The sequence below is a fragment of the Cognatitamlana onchidii genome (assembly GCF_004804355.1).
Lineage (GTDB): Bacteria > Bacteroidota > Bacteroidia > Flavobacteriales > Flavobacteriaceae > Cognatitamlana > Cognatitamlana onchidii.
This window is the reverse complement of sequence record NZ_SRWZ01000002.1, coordinates 618,419-643,642: the sequence shown is the minus strand read 5'-3', so window position 1 is coordinate 643,642 and position 25,224 is coordinate 618,419. Positions and strand designations below refer to the sequence as shown.

The window sequence follows — 25,224 nt, the reverse complement described above, 5'->3', positions numbered from 1 at the left end:
GCGTTTAAACGATTTTTTAAGGAGATAGTCGATCAATTCTCCAAATAAAATCATCTTGAAGTTTATAGCGAACCCTGTCGTGCAATCTGTTTGGTCTACCTTGCCAGAATTCCATTTCAGCTGGCTTGACTATATAGCCACCCCAAAAATCAGGTCTATCTATTTCTTTACCTTCATACTTATTCTCGAGCTCTTTTAGTTTTTCTTCGAGTAACGACCTATCCTTAATTATTTGACTTTGATTAGACACAATCGCTCCTAGTTGACTACCTCTGGGTCTAGACTCGAAATAGCCATCGCTCATATTGGCAGCAATTTTTTCCGCCTTACCTTTAATAATAATTTGTCGCTCCGCACCATGCCAAAAAAAAGATAAACAAACATTAGGGTTTGCAGCTATGGCACGGCCCTTTTCGCTTTGGTAATTAGTGTAAAAAATAAATCCTTCATAAGTGTATTTTTTAAGCAGCACTACCCTACTTTTAGGGAATCCATCCAAACCAATTGTAGCAAGAGTCATGGCATTAGTTTCATCCTTATTAAAGTGTTTATCCACCTCGTAAAACCATTTCTGAAATAACTCTAGTGGGTTTTCTGGCACTTCGTTTAAAAGAAGCTCCCCTTTTTCATATGATTTTCTGTAATTGCTTAAATCCTTTTCCATAGCATACAAAATAACAAAATTTTAAGTTTTCCTAAACATTATTATATTACTAAAGATTGTAAATTCGCTCACTTTTAAAATAGACCTATGAGGTTTGAAGATTCGCATTATAGTAATATCAACAATTACCATTGCCTAGAGATGGCCTTCGGCAAGTTTTATCTCTGTGAAAAATTTATAGTCTCAGAAATTAACAGCGGAATACATTTTGACTGGAACAAAATTGAATCTGTTATAGAAAAGATAATAGCATTTTATGGTACTGATATTAAACTAGGGTATATTTCTAACAGAATTAATTCTTATTCCATCGATCCTCAAGATTGGGCCAAAGTAGCACAGTATGGAAATATACTGGCTGGAAGTGCAATCGTTTATTATAACTATATAATGTATCTAAACGCAGCCTTAGAAAAGCGTTTTTCTAAAAGTGAAATTCATCCTTGCTTGTCTCTGGATGATGCGATTTCATATATTAATGATTTGAAAGAATTTAATTAAAATTGAAACGTTTTTCCATCTTCTGCCAGCTCTACATTTTCAAAAACAACTTTAGCTTCTTTCTTAAAACTTTCTAAACTGTCGTACCTTGTTGAGTAATGACCAAGTATTAAGGTTCTGGCCTGTGCTTGTTTTGCTATTTTTGCAGCTTCTTTGGCTGTAGAATGCTTTGTCTTTTTTGCCAAATGAGCATGCTGCTCTAAAAATGTAGATTCATGATATAAAACATGAACGTTTTCTATTAAAGGAACAATGTCTTTTTTATACATGGTGTCGCTACAAAAGGCATAACTTTTTGGCTTCGCCCCAGCGGTAGTAACCTTGTCATTAGGTACTAACTCTCCTTTTTCGTTTTTAACATCAAATCCCTGCGTTAATTTTCTGTAATAGGCCACATCTATAAGAGCCTTTTTAGCAGCGTTGACATTTAACTTTCTCGGACCTTCTTTTTCTTTAAAAAGATACCCATTTGTATAGACCCGATGGTTTAATGGAATAGTATGAACTTCAACCCTGTCGTCTTCAAAGATTAATTCGGAATGATTGGAGTCTAACTCATGAAAAATAAGTCTGTAGTTAGTCCATGAGTCCGCCAACTTCATGTGTAATGTCACCAACTCCTTAATACCTTTAGGTCCATAAACGTGCAGATCTGTTTCTCTAGTTAAAAGCCTAAATGTCGATATAAGACCAACTAAGCCAAAAAAATGATCTCCGTGTAAATGCGAAATAAAAATATGCTTTATTCTGTTAAACTTTATTTTATGCTTTCTTAACTGTACTTGAGTCCCTTCGCCACAATCAATTAAAAACATATGGTTATTTATTTCTAAAACTTGCGCGGTTGTGTTATTAAAAGTTCTTGGTGTAGCACTGTAACACCCTAAAATAGATAACTTCATACTAAATAAGAGGGTTGTATGTTAAAGCATCTTCTGGACTAAACTTACTCTTAAAGGAAAAGGCATAAGGAGATTCGCCATGTTCATCTAAATAATCTAGTCTATTCTTTGCGTCTTGAAAATTTGGTCTATATCCTGCTGGAACATACCAAAACGCCATATGCGCCTTTTTAGTGTTGATAAACCATTCCTTTTTTCTCTTGAAAACGTCGATATGTCCAGACTTGTAGGTGTAATTAAAAAGGGAACCTAAATCTTTCCAAACAGATATATTAATTATGATGGAGTCATCATGAAAAATTTCTATACCCAAGTCTTTATCTTCATCTTTCATTCTCCAAATAAAACCATCACTTTGGTCGGCAATGCCATTAATTTTATTAACGTTGTTTACAAAATCGACCATGATAGGATCGTCCAATGAGGCTTTCCGTTTTGCTATATTGACTTGAGCTAGATGGTAATCCATTTTAAAATCCCAAATCGCGTTCCATATCTTCCATTTCAATAATATCGTGTGCTTCTTGTAGCGTTGGCACCACTACTATGTCATCTGGAACGAGATTAAAATCGACCTTACTGGTCACTATAACAAATGAATTATTTGCTTCCTTATGTTCTTTAGACAAAGCTAAAAATTCGGCAATATCTTGTTCACTAAAGGTTCCTAAGGTATTTAATGATACAATAATATTACTATTCTTAAACTTGGGGTATAAGGTCTGTATTTTTTTAACTAATTCAATGATTGAGGCTTTTTCTTGGGTAATAGTATTCGTATTTCCTGTTTGATCTAAAATCATAATTACTGTTTTAATTTTGATGCCAACAAGTATATAACCGCCATTCTAACAGCCACACCATTTTGCACTTGGTCTAAAATTATGGATTGCTTCGAATCGGCAACATCACTCGTAATTTCTACTCCCCTGTTAATGGGTCCGGGGTGCATAATTGTAATTTCTTTTTCTAAAGAATCTAGTATTTTTTTATTAACTCCAAACTGCTGTGTATATTCTCTAGTAGAAGGGAAATAACTAATCTCCATACGTTCGTTTTGAACTCTTAACATATTCGCTACATCGCACCAATTCAAAGCTTTAACAAGATTAGTTTCTACTTTCACTCCAAGATTCTCTATGTACTTAGGAATAAGTGTTTTGGGACCACAAACCATTACTTCTGCCCCTTGCAATTGTAGTGCAAAAATATTAGACAATGCCACTCTACTATGAAGAATATCTCCAACAATAACAACTTTTTTACCTCCAACATTACCTAACGTTTCCCTAATCGAGTAAGAGTCTAATAAAGCTTGGGTAGGATGCTCGTGAGCCCCATCGCCAGCGTTGATTATACTAGCATTAACATGTTTGGATAAAAACACGCCCGCACCAGGGTTTGGGTGCCTCATAACAACCATATCTACTTTCATGGAAAGGATATTGTTTACCGTGTCTATTAAAGTTTCACCTTTCTTTACTGATGATTGGGCAGATGAAAAATTAATAACATCTGCAGACAATCGTTTTTCAGCGAGTTCAAAAGAAAGCTTTGTTCTTGTAGAGTTTTCAAAAAATAAATTGGCAATGGTAATATCTCTTAGTGAGGGTACCTTTTTTATTGGCCTGTTAATTACCTCTTTAAAATGATCGGCAGTCTCAAAAATAAGTTGAATATCTTTTTGATTAAGATATTTAATTCCTAATAAGTGATTGACACTTAATTCGCTCATTATTTTCTTTATTTTTCAATTAAGTAAACACTATCTTCGTTATCGTATTCTTTCCAGTTTACTTTTACTTTTTCCTCGTTTATTACATCTACCTGCCTACCACGGTAATCTGGCTGTATCGGTAAATGCCTACTAAAGCGTCTATCAATAAGAGTTAGTAACTCTATTTCATTAGGTCTGCCAAATGATTGAATAGCTGTTAATGCTGCTCTTATACTTCTGCCTGTATATAAAACATCATCAATAAAAACTATATTTTTATCCTCTACTAAAAAATTAATTTTAGTAGTATTCGCTTCTAAAGGTTTTTCGCTTCTTCTAAAATCATCTCTGAAAAAGGTTATATCCAAATACCCTAGACTAACATCTATAACCTTATAGTCTTCTTTTAGAATTTTTGCCAATCTATCTGCCAAAAAAACACCTCTTGGTTGCAGACCAATTAATACAGTGTTAGAGAAATCGTTGTGTTTTTCAATAAGTTGACAAGCCAATCGATGAAGAATGATGTTTACCTCTTTTTCGTTAAGTAAAACTTTCTGACTCATATACTACCCAAACGTGTTTGGTTTACAAAGGTAATGCAAATATTTAGAAGTAAAAACCTTAAAATCCTTTAAAATAAGTAGACAAAAAAAGCCTCTCATTCCTGAGAGGCCTTATTTATATAATGTTAAGAAAAATTATTTTTTCCCGTCCATTTTATCTTTAAGAGCTTGTAAAGCATCGTTAGCATCACCTAAAGTTGGTTTTGCTTCAGCAGCTTGAGATTCTGCTTTTCTAACTGCTTGCTTAACTATTTTAGCTTCTTCTGCTTTAAATACAGCAGTATGAGAGGCTACAACACGTTTAAACTCTTTATTAAACTCAATAATTTTGAATTCAGCTGATTCACCTTTCTTAAGTTTACTTCCGTCTTCTTTTTCAAGGTGACGAGATGGTACAAATGCAACAATATCTTCATTGAATTGAACCGTAGCACCTTTATCAACGATCTCAGAAATCTCAGCTGTATGAGATGTTCCTAAAGCGAATTCAGTTTCGTATTTATCCCAAGGATTCTCAGTTGTTTGTTTATGACCTAAACTTAGTTTACGTCCTTCAACATCTAACTCAAGAACAACAACATCTAACTTATCACCTACGGCACAGAACTCAGATGGGTGCTTAATTTTCTTAGTCCAAGATAAATCAGAGATGTAAATTAATCCATCAATACCTTCTTCTAATTCTACAAAAACACCAAAGTTTGTAAAGTTACGTACAATACCAGTGTGCTTAGAACCTACAGGGTATTTACCTGTAATATCTGTCCATGGATCTGGGGTTAATTGCTTAATCCCAAGAGACATTTTTCTGTCTTCTCTATCTAAAGTTAAGATCACTGCTTCAACTTCATCTCCAACAGAAACGAAATCTTGAGCAGAACGTAAATGTGTAGACCAAGACATTTCAGAAACGTGGATTAATCCTTCAACACCATCTGCAACTTCAATAAACGCACCGTAATCAGCAATAACTACTACTTTACCCTTAACCTTATCTCCAACTTTCACCTCTTCTGCAAGAGCTTCCCATGGATGCTTAGATAATTGTTTAAGACCTAATTGGATTCTTGATTTGTTTTCATCAAAATCAAGGATTACCACATTTAATTTTTGATCTAATTCAACAATCTCGTTAGGATGATTGATTCTAGACCAAGATAAATCTGTAATATGCACTAATCCGTCAACGCCACCAAGGTCTATAAATACACCATAAGAAGTAATGTTTTTAACAACACCTTCTAATACTTGACCTTTTTCTAATTGACCAATAATTTCTTTCTTTTGTTCCTCAATATCAGCTTCAATAAGTGCTTTATGAGACACTACTACGTTCTTAAATTCGTGGTTTATTTTAACCACTTTAAATTCCATAGTTTTATTAACATACTGATCGTAATCTCTAATTGGCTTCACATCAATTTGAGAACCTGGCAAGAATGCTTCAATACCGAATACATCTACAATCATACCACCTTTAGTTCTGCACTTAACAAAACCATTAACGATTTCTCCAGATTCGTGAGCCGCATTTACACGATCCCACGCTTTAATTACACGTGCTTTTCTGTGAGATAATACTAATTGTCCTGTTGCATCTTCACGCACATCAATTAGTACTTCTACTTTGTCTCCTACTGCTAAGTTAGGATTGTAGCGAAATTCGTTTAAAGAAATAACACCTTCTGATTTAGCATTGATGTCGATGATAGCATCACGATCTGTGATGTGCACTACCGTTCCTTCTACCACCTCATCATCTAAAGTGTCAACAAAATTTTCTGCTACTAATTTTTCAAATTCTTTTAATTGTTGATCATCAACTTCGTCAATACCTTCTTGGTAGTTGTGCCAGTTGAACTCTTTTAAGAATTTTTCAGGGTTTGCCTGAGCTTCAGATACTACTGGAGCTTCAACAGTTTTTGCTTCAGTTGCTTCAACCTCAGCTTGCTTTGCTTTTTCAGCCATTTAAGTCATTCTGCGAAAAAATATCCACTTTTAAGATTATGTTATTTTTATCGCGTTTGTATTCTGTATGCCTCAGGAGATTTAAGCGTTTAACGCACAGAAGTGTTATTTTTATTTTTGTTTCATTTCCTTTTATCTGCCTGACGATTCGCTAAAAGGAGTGCAAAAATACATATTATCTATCTAATTACCTAAAAATGAATTCATAAAAATTACTTGTGACTTTTGGACTGAACCTGTGTCTAAATGTATAGCGATACTTAAAGTAAAATTAATCTTTCTGAATAGGAAATTCACTATATTGTTTAACTCAAACTTAAAAATCAAAAACTTCATTATTATGGCAGTAAAGGAAAAATACCAATCTGTATTAGAATTAGGTGAATCATTAAACATTCAAAACGGAAGTGTTACCGAAGAAAACGGCGTTCTTAAAGTGAAAGGAACCGCGAATACCCAATATGAGAAAAACGTACTTTGGGACAAGATTAAAGAAATTGGTGGTGAAAACCCGTCCGATATTTTAGCCAATATTACAGTGGCTGACGACAGTGTATACCACAGGCATACCGTAAAAAGTGGAGAAACTTTAGGTAAAATAGCGAAACACTATTACGGTAACGCATCGAAATATCAAGATATTTTCAAAGCAAACTCCGATATTTTAAAGAACCCAGATTTAATTTACCCAGACCAAGAGTTAATTATACCAAATTTATAATAACTTTTTAAACACAATAAGGGCGATACTTTAGTTAAAGTATCGCCCTTTTATATTGTTACTTTAGAAGGTTTATTCACAATCTTCAATCGCCATTCTTGCTAATTTTAAAACCTTATTAAATTGCTCCTCTAAAGAAAGATAAGAATTATCAATTTCTATAGCATCATCTGCCTTAACTAAAGGAGAATCTCTTCTATGTGTATCTAAATAATCTCGTTCTTCAACATTTTTTAAAACAGCTTCATAAGATACATCATCCCCCCTTTCAATAAGTTCTTTGTAACGTCTCTCCGCTCTTGTTTGAGCCGAAGCCTTCATAAACAATTTAAGCTCTGCATTGGGAAAAACTACAGTACCAATATCTCGACCATCCATAACTAAGCCTTTTTGTTCTCCCATTTTTTGTTGCTGCTCTACAAGCTTTTGTCGAACTTCTGAAACTGCCGATACCTTACTTACAAAACTCGAAACTTTCAAGGTTCTTATATCTTTTTCTACATTAACATCATTTAAGTACACCTCTGCAAACCCTAAAATTTCATTAAATTTAAAATGAATATTAATACTAGGTAATTGATAAATTAAGGCTTCTCTATTAAAATCATCGTTGCTAATAAGCCCTTTTTCTAAAGCATATAAGGTCACCGACCTGTACATAGCACCTGTATCAACGTAAACATAGCCTAAATGTTTGGCTAACTGTTTTGCAACTGTACTTTTTCCTGTTGAAGAAAAACCGTCGATAGCAATGATAATCTTATCCATAATAGAATTAAAGAATGTAAAAGTAATCAATGCTAGCTGAAGCAAAAAGCAAATATTACTGTAAGTTTATTTGCAAACCAAAGAAGTTAGAGTTTCCTGCGCTTGTATATTTAGCATGGGTATAACTAAAGCGCATTTTATTCATTTTTATAGATAGTCCTGCAGACAAACCTGAAAAGTTGCGCTGATCCAAAATTCTTAAATCTTCCCCTCTCCTAAAATTATATCCTAACCTAATATTAAAACCACTATCAGGAAATATTTCTGCTCCAACAATAGTGTGTCTAATAACTTGACCTAGAAACCCAATTTTTTCATTAGATTGATTACCCGACAAATCGCTTGTTGTTCTTGCCGGATTGGGAACCGCTATCGGCCATTGCTGCAAATTTTCGAAAGTAACATGCCACCTAATCGGAACATTTTCCAGTTTTTGAGATAAACCAACAGCTATTTCAAAAGGTAACCTTTCATTAAGATCGGCATAAGTAGTAATCTGTGTACCAACGTTTCTTACTACCAATGCTGCATTAAAATCTATATCTTCATCAATGTAAATCAATCCTAAATCCAGGGCTGCACCAATAGAACTGTATTGTTCTAGCTTAGATGAAATTAATTTTAAATTGGTGCCAAAATAAAAATCGGAATATCCAATTTGTAAGGCATAACCAAAAGACAACGCAGCTTCATTACCAGTAAATGTACCTGTTGAATTTCCATCTTCATCATAACCATCAAAAGATCCGTAATTAATATAAGTTACCCCAGCATGCAACGTTTGTGTCCTTCTATCTATTGTATATGCGTATGCCGCTGTACCATAACTTATCCCACCCAAATAACTTGTATAGTTAACAGCTAATTGATTATCCATCTCAACATTTATAGTTGCCGGATTAAAAATGGCTTGGGTAACATCGTAATCTACGTTGGTAAACACCTTTCCTCCCAAAGCAGCTTGGCGCGGTGATGAAATCAAGTTTAAAAATTGATAGGTGGTTTCTCCCCCAACCTGAGCAATTGCAAAGGAACCAACTAACAAACAACAAACAGGGACAATTTTTTTTAGCATATTTACGGCGCAAAGTAAATAAATCTATCTTAAAACGGTAGCATGAGCTATTTATTTTAGTCATAAAAAAACCTCGTAATACTACGAGGTTTAATTTGTAAAATATTAAAGCTTTTAAATCTTCTTGGCGTTTTTAACTTTTTGATTGGTAACTGCTATTTTAATTACATCCATCATGTCGCTTACATAATGAAAAGTCAATCCTTTTAAATATTCTGGTTTTATTTCTTCTATATCACGACGATTATCCTCGCACAATAAAATCTCTTTAATCTTAGCACGTTTTGCTGCTAAAATCTTTTCTTTAATACCACCAACAGGAAGCACCTTACCTCGTAGCGTAATTTCGCCAGTCATGGCTAAACTTTTCTTCACTTTTCGTTGCGTAAATAACGAAACTAATGATGTTAACATAGTAACACCTGCACTTGGACCATCTTTAGGAGTCGCGCCTTCTGGTACATGTATATGAACATTGTAATTCTCAAAAACACCTATATCTATTCCTAGCTCGTCTGCATTCGACTTAATGTACTCCATGGCTATCGTTGCAGATTCTTTCATAACTTTACCTAAATTACCAGTAATAGTCATATTTCCCTTCCCCTTAGAAAGAATAGATTCAATAAATAAAATATCACCCCCCACGCGAGTCCAAGCCAAACCAGTAACTACACCGGCTACATTATTATTTTCATACTTATCTCTTTCAAGCTTCGGACCTCCCAGAATTTCAATAATATCTTCATTAGATACCTTAACACTATAATCCTCTTCCATAGCAATATTCTTGGCAGCGTAACGAACCATTTTTGCTACTTGTTTTTCAAGTCCACGCACACCTGATTCTCTTGTATACCCTTCAACAATTTTTTCTAATTGAGGTTTACCAATTTTTAAATCCTTTGCAGTTAATCCATGCTCTTTCAATTGCTTGGGCAATAAATGTCTTTTGGCGATCTCTACTTTTTCTTCAATGGTATATCCTGTTACATTTATAATCTCCATACGATCTCTCAATGCAGGTTGGATAGTCGCTAAACTATTTGAAGTTGCCACAAACATAACTTTAGACAGGTCGTAACCCATTTCTAAAAAGTTATCATAAAACTCGCTATTTTGCTCAGGGTCTAAAACCTCCAACATAGCAGATGAAGGATCTCCTTGATGCGAATTAGACAACTTATCTATTTCATCAAGTACAAAAACAGGATTAGACGTTCCTGCTTTCTTTAAACTTTGAATAATTCGACCTGGCATAGCTCCAATATAAGTTTTTCTATGCCCTCTAATTTCAGCTTCGTCTCGCAATCCTCCTAGTGATATTCTAACATATTCCCTTCCTAGAGCCTCAGCAATAGATTTTCCTAAAGACGTTTTTCCAACCCCTGGAGGACCATATAAACACAGAATAGGGGATTTCATATCATTGCGTAGTTTTAGCACCGCTAAATACTCTATAATTCTACGTTTAACATCTTCTAAGCCAAAATGATCTCTGTCTAAAATCTTCATGGCATGCTTTAAGTCAAACTTGTCATCACTAAACTCGTTCCAAGGCAGGTCTAAAAACAACTCCAAATAATTTCGTTGTATTGAATACTCTGCAACTTGAGGATTCATGCGTTGCATTTTTGCTATTTCCTTATCAAAATGCTTAGCCACTTTCTCATCCCAAAGCTTTTCTTTGGCTTTAGCTTTCATTTCATCAATCTCCTCGTCATGACTCACCCCTCCTAATTCTTCTTGAATGGTTTTCATCTGCTGATGCAAGAAGTACTCCCGCTGCTGCTGACTCATGTCCATTTGAACTTTAGATTGAATGTCGTTCTTTAATTCCAATTTCTGAAACTCAACATTCATGTACTTTAAAGTGGCTAAAGCACGTTTTTTTAAGTCGTCAATCTCTAAAAGTTCTTGTTTTTCTGAAACAGAGAGATTCATATTAGAGGATACGAAATTCACTAGAAAAGAATTGCTTTCAATATTCTTGATAGCAAATGATGCCTCACTTGGAATATTGGGACTCTCTTTTATTATCTCTAAAGCTAAATCTTTAATAGAATCAATTATAGCAGAAAACTCCTTGTTTTTAACCGCAGGTTTAGCCTCTGGAATATCGCGAATTGTAGCATTTATATAAGGTGTTTCAGTTAATACTTCTGCCACCTTAAAGCGCTTTTTACCTTGAATGATAACTGTTACATTTCCATCAGGCATCTTTAAGACTCTTAATATTCTTGCTACGGTACCCGTCTCATGAATATCCTTGGCCTTTGGTTTTTCAACAGACTCATCTTTTTGAGCAACCACGCCAACTACTTTACCTCCTTTATTAGCGTCATTAATTAGTTTTATCGAGGCATCTCTACCCGCCGTTATAGGGATAACAACACCTGGAAATAAAACAGTATTCCTTAATGATAAAATAGGTAAAGTTTCCGGTAATTCCTCATTGTTAATGGCCTCCTCATCTTCAGGAGTCATTAACGGAATTAATTCTGCATTTTCATCAAATTCTTGAAGTGACAAACTGTCAAGAGTTGTAAATTTTGATTTTTTCATAAGCATATTTAGGTCAATCTGTCATTCATACAGATCTAACTAGATTTTTAAATTTTAAAAAAAACTATAAACTCTTTCGTAAATAGAGCTATACAAGCCTTTAAACTCGTTTCTTGCTATTATAAATCCAATAGTTGTGCCATTATTAAAACTAAATAATGAAATATACTTCCTAAGATATTTAAATAAGTATGCTGCTATCTTTTAAAAAACAAAGTCCGACATTAATATAGTATTTCGCAGAACGATCAAAGAAATAAAGGCAACATCAAGAAAACAAAAACCAATTAAATTTTACCCATTCTTTTTAAGAGAAATAAAATAAAAATAGGAACAGCCAACAATATAATCATCAACAAGTTGGTTTCAAACAACCCTGGCGACAAGATTAATGTAATAATGTAACCACCTATGGCACCTCCAAAATGAGCATCATGACCAATATTTCCAATCCTATTTTTCATACCATAAATAGAATACAACAAATAACCAATACCAAAAAGGTAAGCAGGAATGGGTATTGGAATAAAAAATAGGTACAAATTCATTCCTGGCTGCAATAGAATAGCTGAATATATAACTCCACTTACAGCACCACTAGCTCCTACAGCACTGTAATTATATTCGTTTTTATGAAAATAAAGCGACAGCAAACTACCTAGCATTAAACTTCCAACATAAACAATTAAAAACTGAATAGGGCTCAATAAAGAAATCACTACATCGGCAAAAAAATAAAGTGTAAGCATATTGAACAATAAGTGTTGAACATCGGCATGTAAAAAGCCTGAACTAAACATCCTTATTTGCTCCCCTCCCCTTACAGCTCCTACATGAAACTTGTATTTATCAAAAAAACTATAGTCATTAAAGCCTTTGTAGGATATAATAACATTAGCAGCTATTAATATTCCTGTAATTAATTCTAAATTGCCCATTTAGGAAATTAAGTTTGAAATTAGTATATATTTGCTCTTACAAATCTAAAATTAATTAATGCAATTTCTAGCTTATATCATAGTTTATCCATTTTTATGGCTAATTTCTTTACTTCCCTTTAGAGTACTATACGCCCTATCTGACATCGCTTACATATTTGTATATCGCATTTTTGGTTACAGAAAAAAAGTCGTTACAAACAATATGAAAATGACGTTACCGAATAAAACAGACAAAGAAATAGCTGTTTTAAGAAAAAAATTCTATCATCACCTATGCGATATGTTGGTTGAATCCATCAAATCAATTACAGTTTCTGAGAAGGAAATCATAAAAAGATATGCATTTACCAACCTAGACGACTTACATGAGTTGGAAAAAGAAAAACGCAGTGTAGTACTTATGATGGGCCACTATGGTAGCTGGGAGTGGATCTTTATACTACAAAAACATGTAAATTATATAGGTTATGCTGTTTACAAACAGCTTAGTAACAAGTATTTTGATAGGCTAGTAAAACGGATTCGAGCCAGATATAACAGCTATTTAATTACCACGAAGGAAACATTCCCAACGCTTATAAAAGCTAAAAGAAATAAGGAATTAACCTTTAACGGTTTTGTTTTCGACCAGTCGCCAAAACTAGACAAAGCGATATATTGGAAAGAATTCATGGGAATAAAAGTACCGGTTCATGTAGGCGCAGAAATTTTGGCGAAACGACTAGACATGACCACACTGTTTTTAAAAGTTAAAAAAGTAAAACGTGGCTATTATGAAGCCACGTTTACTGATATTATAAAAAACCCTAACGAGTTCGATAATTTTGATATTACAGATATTTCTTTAAAACGTGTTGAAGAACAAATTCATGAAGCTCCAGAGTTTTATTTATGGACACATAAACGCTGGAAACACAGAAATAATGTTCCTGAAAAATTTAAATAATTGCTAAGCTTCTGCTAAAGCTTCTAATTCTTTTATGAATCTATTTCCGAGGGCATCCGCTTCGTCTTGCGACCTGGCTTCAGTATAAATTCTAATTATGGGCTCTGTATTACTTTTACGCAAATGCACCCAACTATCTGAGAAATCTATTTTAACACCATCAATAGTGGTTAATTCTTCATTTTGATACCGTGCTTCTATGCCTTTTAGGATAGCATCGACATCTAAATCTGGCGTTAATTCTATTTTCTTTTTACCCATATAATAACTTGGGTATGTTTTTCTAAGCTCGCTAACTTTCATTTTTTTGTCTGCCAATAAACTTAAAAACAAGGCTACTCCAACTAAGGCATCCCGTCCATAATGCGCTTCTGGATAAATAATACCCCCATTACCTTCTCCACCAATAACGACCTTGTTTTTCTTCATCAGTTTAACCACATTTACTTCTCCTACAGCACTGGCCTCGTACATACCGCCATGTTTTTCGGTAACATCTCTTAAAGCCCTTGTAGAACTCATATTGCTCACGGTATTCCCAGGGGTTTTACTCAATACATAGTCGGCACAGGCAACCAATGTATATTCCTCTCCAAACATATCTCCATTTTCATCCATGAATGCTAAACGATCTACATCTGGGTCTACCACAATTCCAAAATCCGCATTGTGTTTTTTAACTGCATCCGAAAGGTCTGTTAAATGTTCTTTTAAAGGCTCTGGATTATGAGGAAAATGACCATTAGGCTCGCAATGTATTTTTACAACATCTACGCCGAGGCGTTCAAGCAATAACGGAATAGCTATACCTCCAGTAGAATTCACGCCATCAACAACCACTTTAAAACGTTCTTCTTCAATAGCCTTAACAGTAACTACATCTAAATCTAGAACTTCAATAATATGCAAATCGATATAAGCCTTGTTCTTCGTTATTTTCCCTAAACTATCTACGTCAGCAAAATTCATAGTATCACCTTCTGCGATATCTAAAATTTTCCCACCTTCAACAGCATCTAAAAATTCTCCTTGGGCGTTTAAAAGTTTTAAAGCATTCCATTGCTTCGGGTTATGGCTTGCAGTTAGAATAATCCCACCATCTGCACGCTCCATAGGAACCGCAACTTCAACGGTTGGCGTAGTGGAAAGACCTACATCTATAACATCAATACCAAGCCCTATCAAGGTATTCATTACTAAATTCTGTATCATTTTACCAGAAATTCTGGCATCTCTGCCAACCACCACCTTATACTGGTCTTTTTGACGTTGCTGCTTTAACCACACCCCATAAGCTGATGCAAACTTAACAGCATCTATAGGCGTAAGATTTTCGCCTACTTGTCCCCCAATGGTCCCTCTTATTCCCGAAATAGATTTTATCAAAGTCATAATATTGTTTCTTTTATCGAGCAAATATAATGTTTCAAAATCGGATTTCTTGAAAGGGATTTTGTAAATTTCACAAATGAACTACTTGGCCCATATTTATCTTTCTGGTGATAATGATTTGGTAACTATTGGAAATTTTATTGCCGATGGTATTAAAGGAAAGAGTTATAAAAACTACCCTAAGGATATTCAAATTGGTATTTTATTACATAGGCATATTGACACTTTCACCGATGCTCATAAAACAGTAAGAAAAAGCACAAAACGATTACATAGTAAATATGGCCATTACTCAGGCATTATTGTGGATATTTTATACGACCATTTTTTAGCTAAAAATTGGGAAAAATACTCCAAAACAACACTCAAATCTTACACCAATGCTTTTTATGACTCACTTGAGACACATTATCATTTGCTTCCTAATAGAATTCAAAAAATGATACCTTATATGCTTGCAGATAATTGGCTTTTAAGCTATGCCTCTATAAAAGGTATTGCTAAAGTACTTGATGGTATGAATAGGAGAACACAAAATAGATCAGCTATGAACGAAGCTGTTGAAGAACTTAAAGCGTTTTATAATGAGTTTGAAAATGAATTTTCCTTATTTTTTGACGAATTAATAGTGTCATCAAAAAACAAACTTATTGAACTTAATACGCAATACGCTTGAAATACTCCATATTCTACATTTTCCTATTCCTAATTGCATGTAAAGATCAAGACAAAGCTCTAAGAAAAGTAGGTTTAATAGCCAAACATGCCATGGTGGTTTCGGCAAGAGTCGAAGCCTCTCAAATAGGCAGTGATATCCTAAAAAAAGGCGGTAATGTGTTTGATGCAATGATAGCAACAGAATTTGCGCTAGCAGTTGCCTATCCATACGCAGGAAACCTTGGAGGCGGCGGCTTTATGGTTTACAGAACAAATAGTGGTGACATTGGAGCGATTGATTATAGAGAAAAAGCACCAATAGCAGCCACAAAAAACATGTATTTAGATAGCATTGGTAATGTGATTCCTGAAAAAAGCACCTTGGGCGCCTTGGCAGTAGGTGTTCCAGGAACGGTAGCAGGTATGTTTGCTATACATGAAAAATTCGGATCCTTACCTATAAATGTCATACTTAGACCAGTTATTGAATTAGCTTATAAAGGTGTGGTTGTTACTCAAAAGCAAGAAGATCGAATAAAAAAATACCAACCACTTTTCCTTAAAACTAATAAGGATTCCATAAAGTTCAATAGACCATGGAAAACTAACGATACTATTAAATATCCAGAACTGGCAAAAACATTGGAACGCATTTCAATGTATGGAAAAGATGGATTTTACAAAGGAAAAACCGCCAAATTACTTTCTAGTTTCATACAAAGTAATGGTGGTATTATTTCGCAAGAGGATTTAGCCAAATACAAGGCCATATGGCGATCTCCCATAATTTTTAATTATGATGATTTAAAGATAATTTCTATGTCGCCTCCGGCAAGTGGCGGCATCTGTCTAGCTCAAATAATGAAAATGATAGAACCTTTCCCAATTCATGAATATGGGCATAATTCCTTAAAAAGCATTCAAGTTATTACAGAAGCCGAACGCAGAGCTTATGCAGACAGAAGCTTTTTTTTAGGAGATCCAGACTTCGTGGAAATCCCTATAAAAAATCTTATAAGTGAAGATTACGCCAAACAAAGAATGCAAAGTTTTTCGTTTAACAAACCCACACTATCCTCAGATTTAGAGCACGGCACCATAGATTTTATAGAAAGTGATGAAACCACCCACTATTCTATAATTGATCGCTTTGGAAACGCCATTGCAGCTACTACTACTTTAAATGGCGCCTATGGTTCTAAATTGTATTGTAAAGAACTTGGTTTCTTTTTAAATAATGAAATGGACGACTTTAGTAGCAAACCGGGTAGTCCAAACATGTTTGGGCTCCTAGGAGCTGAAGCCAATAGTATTGCTCCAGAAAAGCGCATGCTAAGTTCTATGACTCCTACTATTATTGAAAAACAAGGAGCTCTATACATGACCTTAGGTACACCTGGAGGCTCCACTATTATTACTTCTGTATTACAAACAATATTGAACGTTCATGAATATAAAATGAGTATGCAAGAAGCCGTAGATGCTCCGCGGTTTCATCATCAATGGCTACCAGATGAAATTAGAATGGAACCCAACGCTTTTAATAAAAGATTGATTAACGATCTTAACGACAAAGGTTATAAGACTAACCAAAAGGACAGTCCCATTATTGGAAAGGTAGACGGAATACTTGTATTACAAGATAAACGGTATGAAGGAGGTGCCGATCACCGAGGGGATGATACGGCTGTCGGTTTTTAATGGTTTTCTTTTTAATAAAACCACATATTTAATAACTTAGAACCCTACGGTCCCAAAAAACGCATGAAAAAAGAATCAAAAAAAACACTTAAAATCATTAGTGGGATAATTATATTTTGCACTCTACCCAGTATCCTTTTATTTGGTTTTTTCTATTTTAAATACAATGAAAAGCTTCCAGAAGGTAATGCCGGTGCCGAGGCTGATAACATAGCCCTAAAAATGCTACAAAGCTTAGATTACACAGCTTTTAAAACCACTCCAAATCTAGAATGGACCTTTAAAAAAAGAAGGCACTATGAACTTAACAAAAAAGATAGTGTTTGCACAGTATATTGGGGTGCTAATAAAGTGGTTTTAGATTTGAAAGACATTAACCATAGTAAGGTATATATACACAGCTTTAAAAATGAAAGTGACATGGCTAAAGATCTTATTGAAAAAGCCTTTAACTACTTCGCAAATGACGCCTTTTGGGTATTAGCGCCGTACATGGTTTTTGATAAGGGAACCATACGAAAAACGGTTAGCACATTAAATAGTGGACGTAATCTTCTGGTTACTTATAAAACTGGAGATTCTTTTTTATGGTTACTAGATGAAAACTTTAAACCTAAATCGTTTAAAATGTGGACCTCTCAACTTCCCATAGACGGTCTGGAAGCCTCATGGACTGATTGGACTACTACCGAAACCGGTGTTCAACTTCCAACATTTCATAAATTCTTGTTCTTTGGCATGGAAATTACAGATATTAAAAGCTCCTATTGAATTGGTGAGTGTTTATTATTTTAAACAATTGCAGTAGTTTATAACAACAGCATATCCGTCTCTATCAATAGTATAGCAATTATCATTGAAAGCCCTGATAATTATCTTGAAAATACTATTTACTTCTTTGCCCAACAAATTGCTGGTTTTTAGATTTAAATAACACATTAAAACTTGTTAAACTACCGTAAATCCTAGTTATATATTGTTGTAAATCTATTTTGCCTTGTTCATCTAAATCACTCGCGTTAATGCGCTGCTCCATCACACGCAACCGATCTCTTACCATGGTTATTTTATGAAAAAACTTATCAATTGGTATATCATAAGATTTCAAACTGGTATCAGCGGGCTGTAAAATAAGTGTTCCCCCTTTATATTTATCAGAAATAGGTACAATTTCACTAGCGTCACTCCACTTCTTTAAAATCTTTACTAAGCTACTTTCTACTTCAAATAAGCTAATTGTATCAACCTCGTCAATAGCTGCTTCTATGACTTCAAAATCGCTGTCTAGATCAATGGTTTCCAGTCCATTATCTATAAAGGTCACCCATTAGTGCTGAGATGTCACATTAGTTACCACGCCTTTTCCAAACGATTCATGATTAATTCTAGATCCTATTCCTAATAATTTCATAAGTTAAATTGATTTATTTCGCCAAAGCAAAACACTTAGTTAGTGCTTACAATAATAACAAATCTGAAATAAACCTTCACAAGAATTTAACAACTAAAATTGTACCTTTGCACTTTTGCAAATTTATGAGTCATTCCAACGAATTTATTGAGGTTAAAGGAGCAAGAGCACACAATTTAAAAAACATTGATGTCTCCATTCCAAGAGAAAAACTGGTTGTTATAACGGGTTTATCTGGAAGTGGAAAATCCTCTTTAGCCTTTGATACCATTTATGCGGAAGGTCAACGTCGCTATATTGAAACTTTTTCCGCCTATGCAAGGCAATTCTTAGGAGGTTTAGAACGGCCCGATGTAGACAAAATTGATGGACTCTCTCCTGTTATAGCCATTGAACAGAAAACTACGAGTAAGTCTCCAAGATCTACTGTTGGGACTATTACCGAGATTTATGATTTTATGCGCCTGCTATTTGCAAGAGCTAGCGACGCATATAGCTATAATACAGGTGATAAAATGATTAGCTATAGTGATGAACAAATTAAAGCGCTCATTCTTAAAGATTTCAAGGGGCAAAGAATCAACATATTATCTCCAGTAGTACGTTCAAGAAAAGGACATTACAGAGAATTATTTGAACAAATAGCTAAACAAGGTTTTGTTAAGGTGAGAACTGATGGCGAGATTCGTGATATTGTAAAAGGCATGAAATTAGACCGTTACAAAACTCATGACATAGAAATTGTAATAGACCGTTTAGTGATTGATGATTCCGTAGATAATGACAAACGCTTAACCGAAACTATAAATACAGCCATGTATCATGGTGATGATGTACTAATGGTAATAGACCAAGATACTAAAGAAGCTCGCTATTTTAGTAGAAGTTTAATGTGCCCCACATCTGGCATCTCATACCCCAACCCTGAGCCGAACAACTTTTCATTTAACTCGCCTAAAGGCGCTTGTAGTCATTGTAATGGTATAGGCGACTTATATCAAATTAATGAAAGTAAAATAATCCCTGATGACAGCCTTTCCATTAAAGCTGGTGCTTTAGCGCCACACGGCCCTGAGAAAAACAGCTGGATTTTTAAGCAATTTGAAACCATAGCACAACGTTTCAATTTTAAATTGAGTGATCCCTACAAAAGCATTCCAGAAGAAGCCAAACAAATGATTCTTTATGGCGGTAATGATAAGTTTTCGGTGGAAAGTAAAACTTTAGGGGTTACCCGCGACTATAAAATTGATTTTGAAGGGGTCGCAAATTTTATTGAAAATCAATACAAAACTGCCGAATCTACCTCGTTAAAGCGATGGGCCAAAGACTTTATGGATAAAGTTAAATGCCCTGTTTGCAAAGGTTCCAGGCTTAAAAAAGAATCGCTCTATTTTAAAATAAATAAAAAAAATATTGCCGAACTAGCAGAAACAGATATTGTAGAACTAGCCGATTGGTTTAACAATTTACATAAACACCTATCGAAAAAACAACTAATCATTGCAGAGGAAATAATAAAAGAGATCAAGTCTAGACTCCAGTTTTTACTAGATGTAGGATTAGATTATTTAGCTTTAAACAGAAGTTCTAAATCGCTATCAGGTGGTGAGGCCCAACGTATTAGATTAGCAACTCAAATTGGATCTCAACTGGTTGGTGTCTTGTATATTTTGGATGAGCCTAGTATTGGTTTGCATCAACGAGATAACGAAAAGCTTATAAACTCGTTGGTATCGTTAAGAGATATTGGTAACTCCGTTATCGTGGTTGAACACGACAAGGACATGATAGAACGTGCTGATTATGTTATTGATATCGGCCCTAAAGCCGGGAAGCATGGCGGAGACATTATAAGCCTTGGAAATCCGGAAGAATTAAAATCGCATAACACACTTACTGCGGATTACCTTAATGGCAATAAAGCTATTGAAATCCCTAATTCCAGACGGGCTGGTAATGGCAATTTTTTAGAACTAAAAGGCTGTACTGGAAATAACTTGAAAAATATCTCTGTTAAGTTTCCATTGGGGAAAATGATTGGAGTTACTGGTGTTTCAGGTAGTGGCAAATCTACCCTAATTAATGAAACTCTTTACCCCATTCTTAATGCACATTATTTTAACGGTGTTAAAATACCTATGCCTTATAAAAGTATAAAAGGCTTAGAACATATTGACAAAGTTATTGATATAAACCAATCTCCTATAGGTAGAACACCTAGAAGCAACCCAGCAACCTACACAGGCACTTTTAGTGAGATTAGATCTCTCTTCGCGAAAATACCAGAAGCCATGATAAGAGGTTATAAGCCCGGACGGTTTAGCTTTAATGTGAAAGGTGGACGCTGTGAAACCTGTCAAGGTGGAGGCCTACGCGTAATAGAGATGAATTTTCTCCCGGACGTTTATGTAGAATGTGAAACCTGCCAAGGAAAAAGATTTAATAGAGAAACCTTAGAAATAAGATATAAAGGAAAATCGATTAGTGATGTACTCAACATGACTATCAATGAAGCTGTAAACTTTTTTGAACACATTCCTAAAATCCATAAAAAGCTTAAAACAATCAAAGACGTAGGTTTGGGTTACATTACTTTAGGTCAACAGAGCACGACACTTTCAGGAGGAGAAGCACAGCGTATAAAGTTAGCTACAGAGCTCTCTAAACGAGATACTGGAAACACCTTTTATATTTTAGATGAACCTACTACTGGTCTGCATTTTGAAGACATAAGAGTACTCATGATTGTTTTAAATAAATTAGTAGATAAAGGAAATACAGTTCTTATTATTGAACACAATTTAGACGTTATTAAAACTGTTGATTATATTATAGATATTGGCTACGAAGGTGGAAAAGGTGGAGGACAAATTGTAGCCAAAGGAACACCTGAAGACATTATAAACCACAAGAAAAGTTACACAGCAAAGTTCCTAAAAAAAGAACTGAATTAGTTGAATACATTATACTAACTTTAAGCAAAAAATTAACTATGAGAAAAGAAATTCATCATAAAGGTTGGAATGAAATAAAAACAAATGATTCTTGGGCTATTTTCAAAATTATGGGCGAGTTTGTCAATGGTTTTGAACGTATGAGTAAAATAGGCCCTTGTGTTTCCATTTTTGGTTCAGCACGAACTAAACCTAACGAGACATATTATGAACTTACCGTCAACGTTGCCAAAAAAATTGTTGAAGCTGGCTATGGCGTAATTACCGGTGGAGGCCCAGGTGTTATGGAAGCTGGGAATAAGGGCGCACACATTGGAGGAGGTACTTCCGTTGGCCTAAACATAGAATTACCATTTGAACAACACGATAACCCATATATAGATCCTGATAAAAATTTAGACTTCGACTATTTTTTTGTTCGAAAAGTAATGTTTGTTAAATACTCGCAAGGTTTTGTTGTTATGCCGGGCGGTTTTGGTACTTTAGATGAGCTTTTCGAAGCTATCACCCTTATACAAACTCATAAAATTGGAAAATTTCCGATTATTCTGGTAGGCACAGATTTTTGGCAAGGTTTATTAGAATGGATAAAAAGCACACTGCTTGAATCTTTTTCTAATATAAGTCCTAAAGACTTAGACCTCATACATTTAGTGGATACCGAAGAAGAAGTTATAGATATTTTAGACAATTTCTATAAAGATTCTGGTTTGAGCCCAAATTTTTAGCATGTATTCTTTTGAATATCCAGCTAGTCATTATGAAACCTTAAAACCACTATATTTCATTATATTGCAGCGCCTTACATGAATCTTTTAACCCTAATTGTTTTTTTAAGTTGAGAATCCGTTTTTTTAGTTGTGTTTTATTCTTACCAATATGCATTGCTAGCTTTGGTCAAAACAAAATTGACCTAAAAGCTGTATTTGATATTGGTAACAAACAGATTAAAATTTCGCAAACCATTAGATATGAAAACACGACATCTGATGAACTAAAAGTCATTTATTTAAGCGACTGGAACAATAGTTATTCAACAAAACAAACACCTTTAGCCATTCGTTTAGCCGAAGAATATAACAACAGTTTTCACTTGGCTAAAAGTGAAGATAGGGGATTTTCAGTAATCAAATCCATACAACAAAATGGTCAAAATGTTTTATTTGAGCACCTAGAAAATCAAAATGACATTATAAAGGTTGAGCTTAAAGAAGCTCTAAAACCCAATGATGCTTATGTATTAAACCTTGATTACTTGGTGCAAATTCCAAATTCGAAATTCACGAGCTATGGAATTACTAATAAAGGAGACTTAAACCTTAGATATTGGTATATAACACCCGCTATTTATGATGGTGAATGGCAATACTATAGCAACAAAAACTTAGATGACTTATTCATCCCAAAAGCTGACATTACTTTAAATCTAGAATTTCCTTTAGGGTATACATTGACTTCAGATTTAGATGTAATTAAAACAACTCAAAATACTAACAGTCAGGTTATTGAATTAAAAGGAAACGATAGAAACAGCAATAAATTATTTTTAAGTAAACGTAGCAATTTTGAAACTTTAGACAATAACGAGTTAGAAGTTATATCAGATATTAATTATGACCAGATAGATATTCTTGAAAAAGTTCTAATCATTGAAAAGGTAACTAAATTTATCTCGGAACATTTTGGGGACTACCCGCAAAAAAAGCTGCTTCTGTCTCATATTGACTATGAAAAAGATCCAATTTATGGCTTAAACTTTTTACCCAAATTTATTAAACCTTACCCAAGTAATTTTCAGTATGAACTCAAAGTTTTAAAAATTGCCTTGCACAATTTTTTAGAAAATACGCTTTTAGTTAACCCTAGAAATGAGCAATGGCTTCTTGATGGCATACAAATTTTCTATGCCATGAAATATGTAGACAGTCATTACCCTGATATGAAATTTCTTGGTACCATAGCAGATGCCTGGCTTATTAGGTCATTCCATGCAGCCGACATGAAATTTAATGATAAATATGTGCTGGCCTATATGCTTATGGCAAGAAGCAATAGGGATCAAGAATTATCGAAGCCAACTGATTCCTTATTAAAGTTCAATAGAAACATTGCAAACAAATACAAGGCTGGTGTTGGCCTTAAATATTTAGACGACTTTGTAAATCGCGACGTTGTAGAAACGGGTATCGAATCTTTTGTTAAAGACAATAAACTTAAACCAACCACTACCAAGCAATTTGAAAGTTACCTAAAATCCTTAACTGATAAGAACATTGATTGGTTTTTTACAGATTATCTCAATACGAGTAAAAAAATAGACTTCAAAATAAAAAACGTTTCAGAAACAGAAGACTCCATTACACTTACTATTAAGAATAAGCGAAATAACAACATGCCTGTTTCTTTATATTCATTAAAAAACGATAGCATAGTTTCCAAAATTTGGATAGAAAACATATTTGAAGAAAAAAAGGTTACAATTCCTCGTAACAATGCGAATAAATTAGTACTAAACTACGAGAATACAATTCCAGAATTTAACCTTAGAGATAATTGGAAATCGTTAAAAGGGTTCTTCTTTAATAATAAGCCTTTACAGTTTAGGCTGTTTAAAGATATTGAAGACCCTTATTACAATCAGGTGTTTTTGATGCCTATTATAGAATTCAACAATATTTATGATGGTATTACCTTAGGTGTTAAAGCATATAACAAAACCCTATTAAAAAAGCGATTTAATTATAAAATTGCACCAAAATATTCTATTGGATCTAACGCTCTCACTGGCAATGCTTCTGTTTTAAACACGCATTATCTAGAAAACAGAGATTTGTATTCAATAACCTATGGAATATCAGGAGGATACAACTCGTATGCCGAAGATTTGTTTGTAAGAAAAATAACTCCAGGCTTAACATTTAGATTTAGAGAAAGTAATGATCTTAGGTCAAATAAAAGAAAAACCCTACTCTTCAGGTATGTAGACATCAATAGAGATAAAGATATCAATAACATTTTAACCTCAGACGAACCAAACTACTCGGTGTTTAACGCAAGGTATATCCACTCCAATGATAACTTAATTACGTTTCACAGATGGTATACAGATTTTCAATTGGGAAACAACTTTAGCAAATTGGCCTTTAATTATGAATTTAGAAAGCTATTTGAAAACAACCGACAATTGAACTTAAGAATGTTTGCTGGTACCTTTTTATCAAATAAAACCGATTCTGATTCTGATTATTTTAGTTTCGCATTGGATAGACCAACAGATTACCTTTTCGATTACAACTATCTAGGTCGCTCAGAAGACACTGGCTTGTTTAGTCAGCAATACATACCTGCCGAAGGTGGCTTTAAATCTAAACTAGATCCTCCTTTTGCAAATCAATGGATGACAACCTTAAACGCCAGTACTACGCTTTGGCGATACATACTCCTTTATGGAGATTTAGGGTTTGTGAAAAATAGATTCGAGTCATCAAAATTCGTTTATGATTCTGGTGTTAGAATAGATTTAGTAACAGACTATTTTGAAATCTATTTCCCCCTGTATTCAAACCTTGGCTGGGAAGTTGGCTTACCTGATTATGCCGAACGAATTAGATTTAGGCTAACGCTCGATCCTAAATCGCTTTTAGGCTTGTTTAGAAGACGTTGGTTTTAGTTAGTAAAATACATTATTTTTAATTTATCGTGTTTTTTTTGCGTTTTATTTAATAAATATAGTTTTTTAGATAAATATTTAAATAATAAGCAAGAAAATAGC

General features: G+C 34.2%; 21 protein-coding genes and 1 pseudogene. 9 read left to right on the top strand and 13 right to left on the bottom strand.

The features are described from left to right. Window positions 1-16: 16 nt before the first annotated feature. Window positions 17-664, bottom strand: a complete 648-nt coding sequence (gene pdxH, locus E5D58_RS06230) for a pyridoxamine 5'-phosphate oxidase (protein WP_136480970.1) — start codon at window positions 662-664, stop codon at window positions 17-19. A gap of 87 nt (window positions 665-751) precedes the next feature. Here pdxH and E5D58_RS06225 point away from each other — a divergent pair, with 87 nt between their 5' ends. Next, on the top strand, window positions 752-1,165 hold the full coding sequence (locus tag E5D58_RS06225; protein ID WP_136480969.1) for a hypothetical protein: 414 nt from the start codon (window positions 752-754) through the stop codon (window positions 1,163-1,165). Here the strand turns inward: E5D58_RS06225 and E5D58_RS06220 are convergent. The 6 genes from E5D58_RS06220 to rpsA all read right to left on the bottom strand — a co-directional run bounded on the left by E5D58_RS06220 (window position 1,162) and on the right by rpsA (window position 6,318). Beyond that, window positions 1,162-2,067, bottom strand: a complete 906-nt coding sequence (locus E5D58_RS06220; protein WP_136480968.1) for a ribonuclease Z — start codon at window positions 2,065-2,067, stop codon at window positions 1,162-1,164. The two genes, E5D58_RS06225 and E5D58_RS06220, sit on opposite strands and share 4 nt — an antisense overlap. A 1-nt stretch (window position 2,068) precedes the next feature. Continuing rightward, a complete protein-coding gene (locus tag E5D58_RS06215) occupies window positions 2,069-2,536 on the bottom strand; it encodes a DUF3291 domain-containing protein (protein ID WP_136480967.1) in 468 nt (155 codons plus the stop codon). 1 nt (window position 2,537) lies between these two features. Next, the gene (locus tag E5D58_RS06210; protein ID WP_136480966.1) at window positions 2,538-2,870 is read right to left on the bottom strand and encodes a ribonuclease Z; all 333 of its coding nucleotides are present in this window, start codon (window positions 2,868-2,870) and stop codon (window positions 2,538-2,540) included. A 2-nt stretch (window positions 2,871-2,872) separates the two neighbouring features. After that, complete coding sequence (locus E5D58_RS06205) at window positions 2,873-3,802, bottom strand: aspartate carbamoyltransferase catalytic subunit (RefSeq protein WP_136480965.1); 930 nt, start codon at window positions 3,800-3,802, stop codon at window positions 2,873-2,875. 8 nt (window positions 3,803-3,810) lie between these two features. Next, complete coding sequence (gene pyrR, locus E5D58_RS06200) at window positions 3,811-4,350, bottom strand: bifunctional pyr operon transcriptional regulator/uracil phosphoribosyltransferase PyrR (RefSeq protein WP_136480964.1); 540 nt, start codon at window positions 4,348-4,350, stop codon at window positions 3,811-3,813. A gap of 135 nt (window positions 4,351-4,485) precedes the next feature. Further along, the gene (gene rpsA, locus E5D58_RS06195) at window positions 4,486-6,318 is read right to left on the bottom strand and encodes a 30S ribosomal protein S1 (protein ID WP_136480963.1); all 1,833 of its coding nucleotides are present in this window, start codon (window positions 6,316-6,318) and stop codon (window positions 4,486-4,488) included. A 340-nt stretch (window positions 6,319-6,658) separates the two neighbouring features. Here rpsA and E5D58_RS06190 point away from each other — a divergent pair, with 340 nt between their 5' ends. Continuing rightward, entirely contained in the window at window positions 6,659-7,039 is a 381-nt protein-coding gene (locus E5D58_RS06190; RefSeq protein ID WP_136480962.1) for a LysM peptidoglycan-binding domain-containing protein, read from the top strand. A gap of 72 nt (window positions 7,040-7,111) precedes the next feature. Here the strand turns inward: E5D58_RS06190 and cmk are convergent, their stop codons facing one another. From cmk to E5D58_RS06170, 4 genes are all read right to left on the bottom strand, one after another. Then, window positions 7,112-7,807: a (d)CMP kinase gene (gene cmk, locus E5D58_RS06185; protein WP_136480961.1), complete on the bottom strand. Its 696-nt coding sequence runs from the start codon at window positions 7,805-7,807 to the stop codon at window positions 7,112-7,114. 55 nt (window positions 7,808-7,862) lie between these two features. After that, complete coding sequence (gene porQ / locus E5D58_RS06180; protein ID WP_136480960.1) at window positions 7,863-8,882, bottom strand: type IX secretion system protein PorQ; 1,020 nt, start codon at window positions 8,880-8,882, stop codon at window positions 7,863-7,865. A gap of 114 nt (window positions 8,883-8,996) precedes the next feature. Next, complete coding sequence (gene lon / locus E5D58_RS06175) at window positions 8,997-11,447, bottom strand: endopeptidase La (RefSeq protein WP_136480959.1); 2,451 nt, start codon at window positions 11,445-11,447, stop codon at window positions 8,997-8,999. A 287-nt stretch (window positions 11,448-11,734) separates the two neighbouring features. Then, a complete protein-coding gene (locus E5D58_RS06170; protein ID WP_136480958.1) occupies window positions 11,735-12,385 on the bottom strand; it encodes a rhomboid family intramembrane serine protease in 651 nt (216 codons plus the stop codon). A 58-nt stretch (window positions 12,386-12,443) separates the two neighbouring features. On the opposite strand from E5D58_RS06170, the gene E5D58_RS06165 reads away from it, so the two are divergent. Further along, window positions 12,444-13,334, top strand: a complete 891-nt coding sequence (locus tag E5D58_RS06165) for a lysophospholipid acyltransferase family protein (RefSeq protein ID WP_136480957.1) — start codon at window positions 12,444-12,446, stop codon at window positions 13,332-13,334. A gap of 3 nt (window positions 13,335-13,337) precedes the next feature. Here E5D58_RS06165 and glmM read toward each other — a convergent pair whose 3' ends face one another. Next, window positions 13,338-14,726: a phosphoglucosamine mutase gene (glmM, locus tag E5D58_RS06160; RefSeq protein ID WP_136480956.1), complete on the bottom strand. Its 1,389-nt coding sequence runs from the start codon at window positions 14,724-14,726 to the stop codon at window positions 13,338-13,340. 76 nt (window positions 14,727-14,802) lie between these two features. Between glmM and E5D58_RS06155 the strand changes: the two genes are divergently transcribed. The 3 genes from E5D58_RS06155 (at window position 14,803) to E5D58_RS06145 (ending at window position 17,855) form a co-directional block, all read left to right on the top strand. Then, window positions 14,803-15,402, top strand: coding sequence for an acyl carrier protein phosphodiesterase (locus E5D58_RS06155; RefSeq protein WP_136480955.1), 600 nt, complete (start codon window positions 14,803-14,805; stop codon window positions 15,400-15,402). Beyond that, the gene (ggt, locus tag E5D58_RS06150; RefSeq protein WP_394345705.1) at window positions 15,399-17,084 is read left to right on the top strand and encodes a gamma-glutamyltransferase; all 1,686 of its coding nucleotides are present in this window, start codon (window positions 15,399-15,401) and stop codon (window positions 17,082-17,084) included. Before E5D58_RS06155 ends, ggt begins: the two co-directional genes overlap by 4 nt. 63 nt (window positions 17,085-17,147) lie before the next feature. Beyond that, a complete protein-coding gene (locus E5D58_RS06145) occupies window positions 17,148-17,855 on the top strand; it encodes a hypothetical protein (RefSeq protein ID WP_136480954.1) in 708 nt (235 codons plus the stop codon). 115 nt (window positions 17,856-17,970) lie between these two features. On the opposite strand, the pseudogene E5D58_RS06140 reads toward E5D58_RS06145, so the two are convergent. Then, window positions 17,971-18,495 (bottom strand): annotated as a pseudogene (locus tag E5D58_RS06140) (hypothetical protein). A gap of 125 nt (window positions 18,496-18,620) precedes the next feature. Here E5D58_RS06140 and uvrA point away from each other — a divergent pair. The 3 genes from uvrA to E5D58_RS06125 all read left to right on the top strand — a co-directional run bounded on the left by uvrA (window position 18,621) and on the right by E5D58_RS06125 (window position 25,122). After that, window positions 18,621-21,452 carry an excinuclease ABC subunit UvrA gene (gene uvrA / locus E5D58_RS06135; RefSeq protein WP_136480953.1) on the top strand — a complete coding sequence of 944 codons (2,832 nt, stop codon included), beginning with the start codon at window positions 18,621-18,623 and terminating at the stop codon, window positions 21,450-21,452. A 38-nt stretch (window positions 21,453-21,490) separates the two neighbouring features. After that, window positions 21,491-22,180, top strand: coding sequence for an LOG family protein (locus E5D58_RS06130; RefSeq protein WP_136480952.1), 690 nt, complete (start codon window positions 21,491-21,493; stop codon window positions 22,178-22,180). 110 nt (window positions 22,181-22,290) lie between these two features. Next, window positions 22,291-25,122: a M1 family metallopeptidase gene (locus E5D58_RS06125; RefSeq protein ID WP_136480951.1), complete on the top strand. Its 2,832-nt coding sequence runs from the start codon at window positions 22,291-22,293 to the stop codon at window positions 25,120-25,122. The last annotated feature ends 102 nt before the right edge of the window (window positions 25,123-25,224 follow it).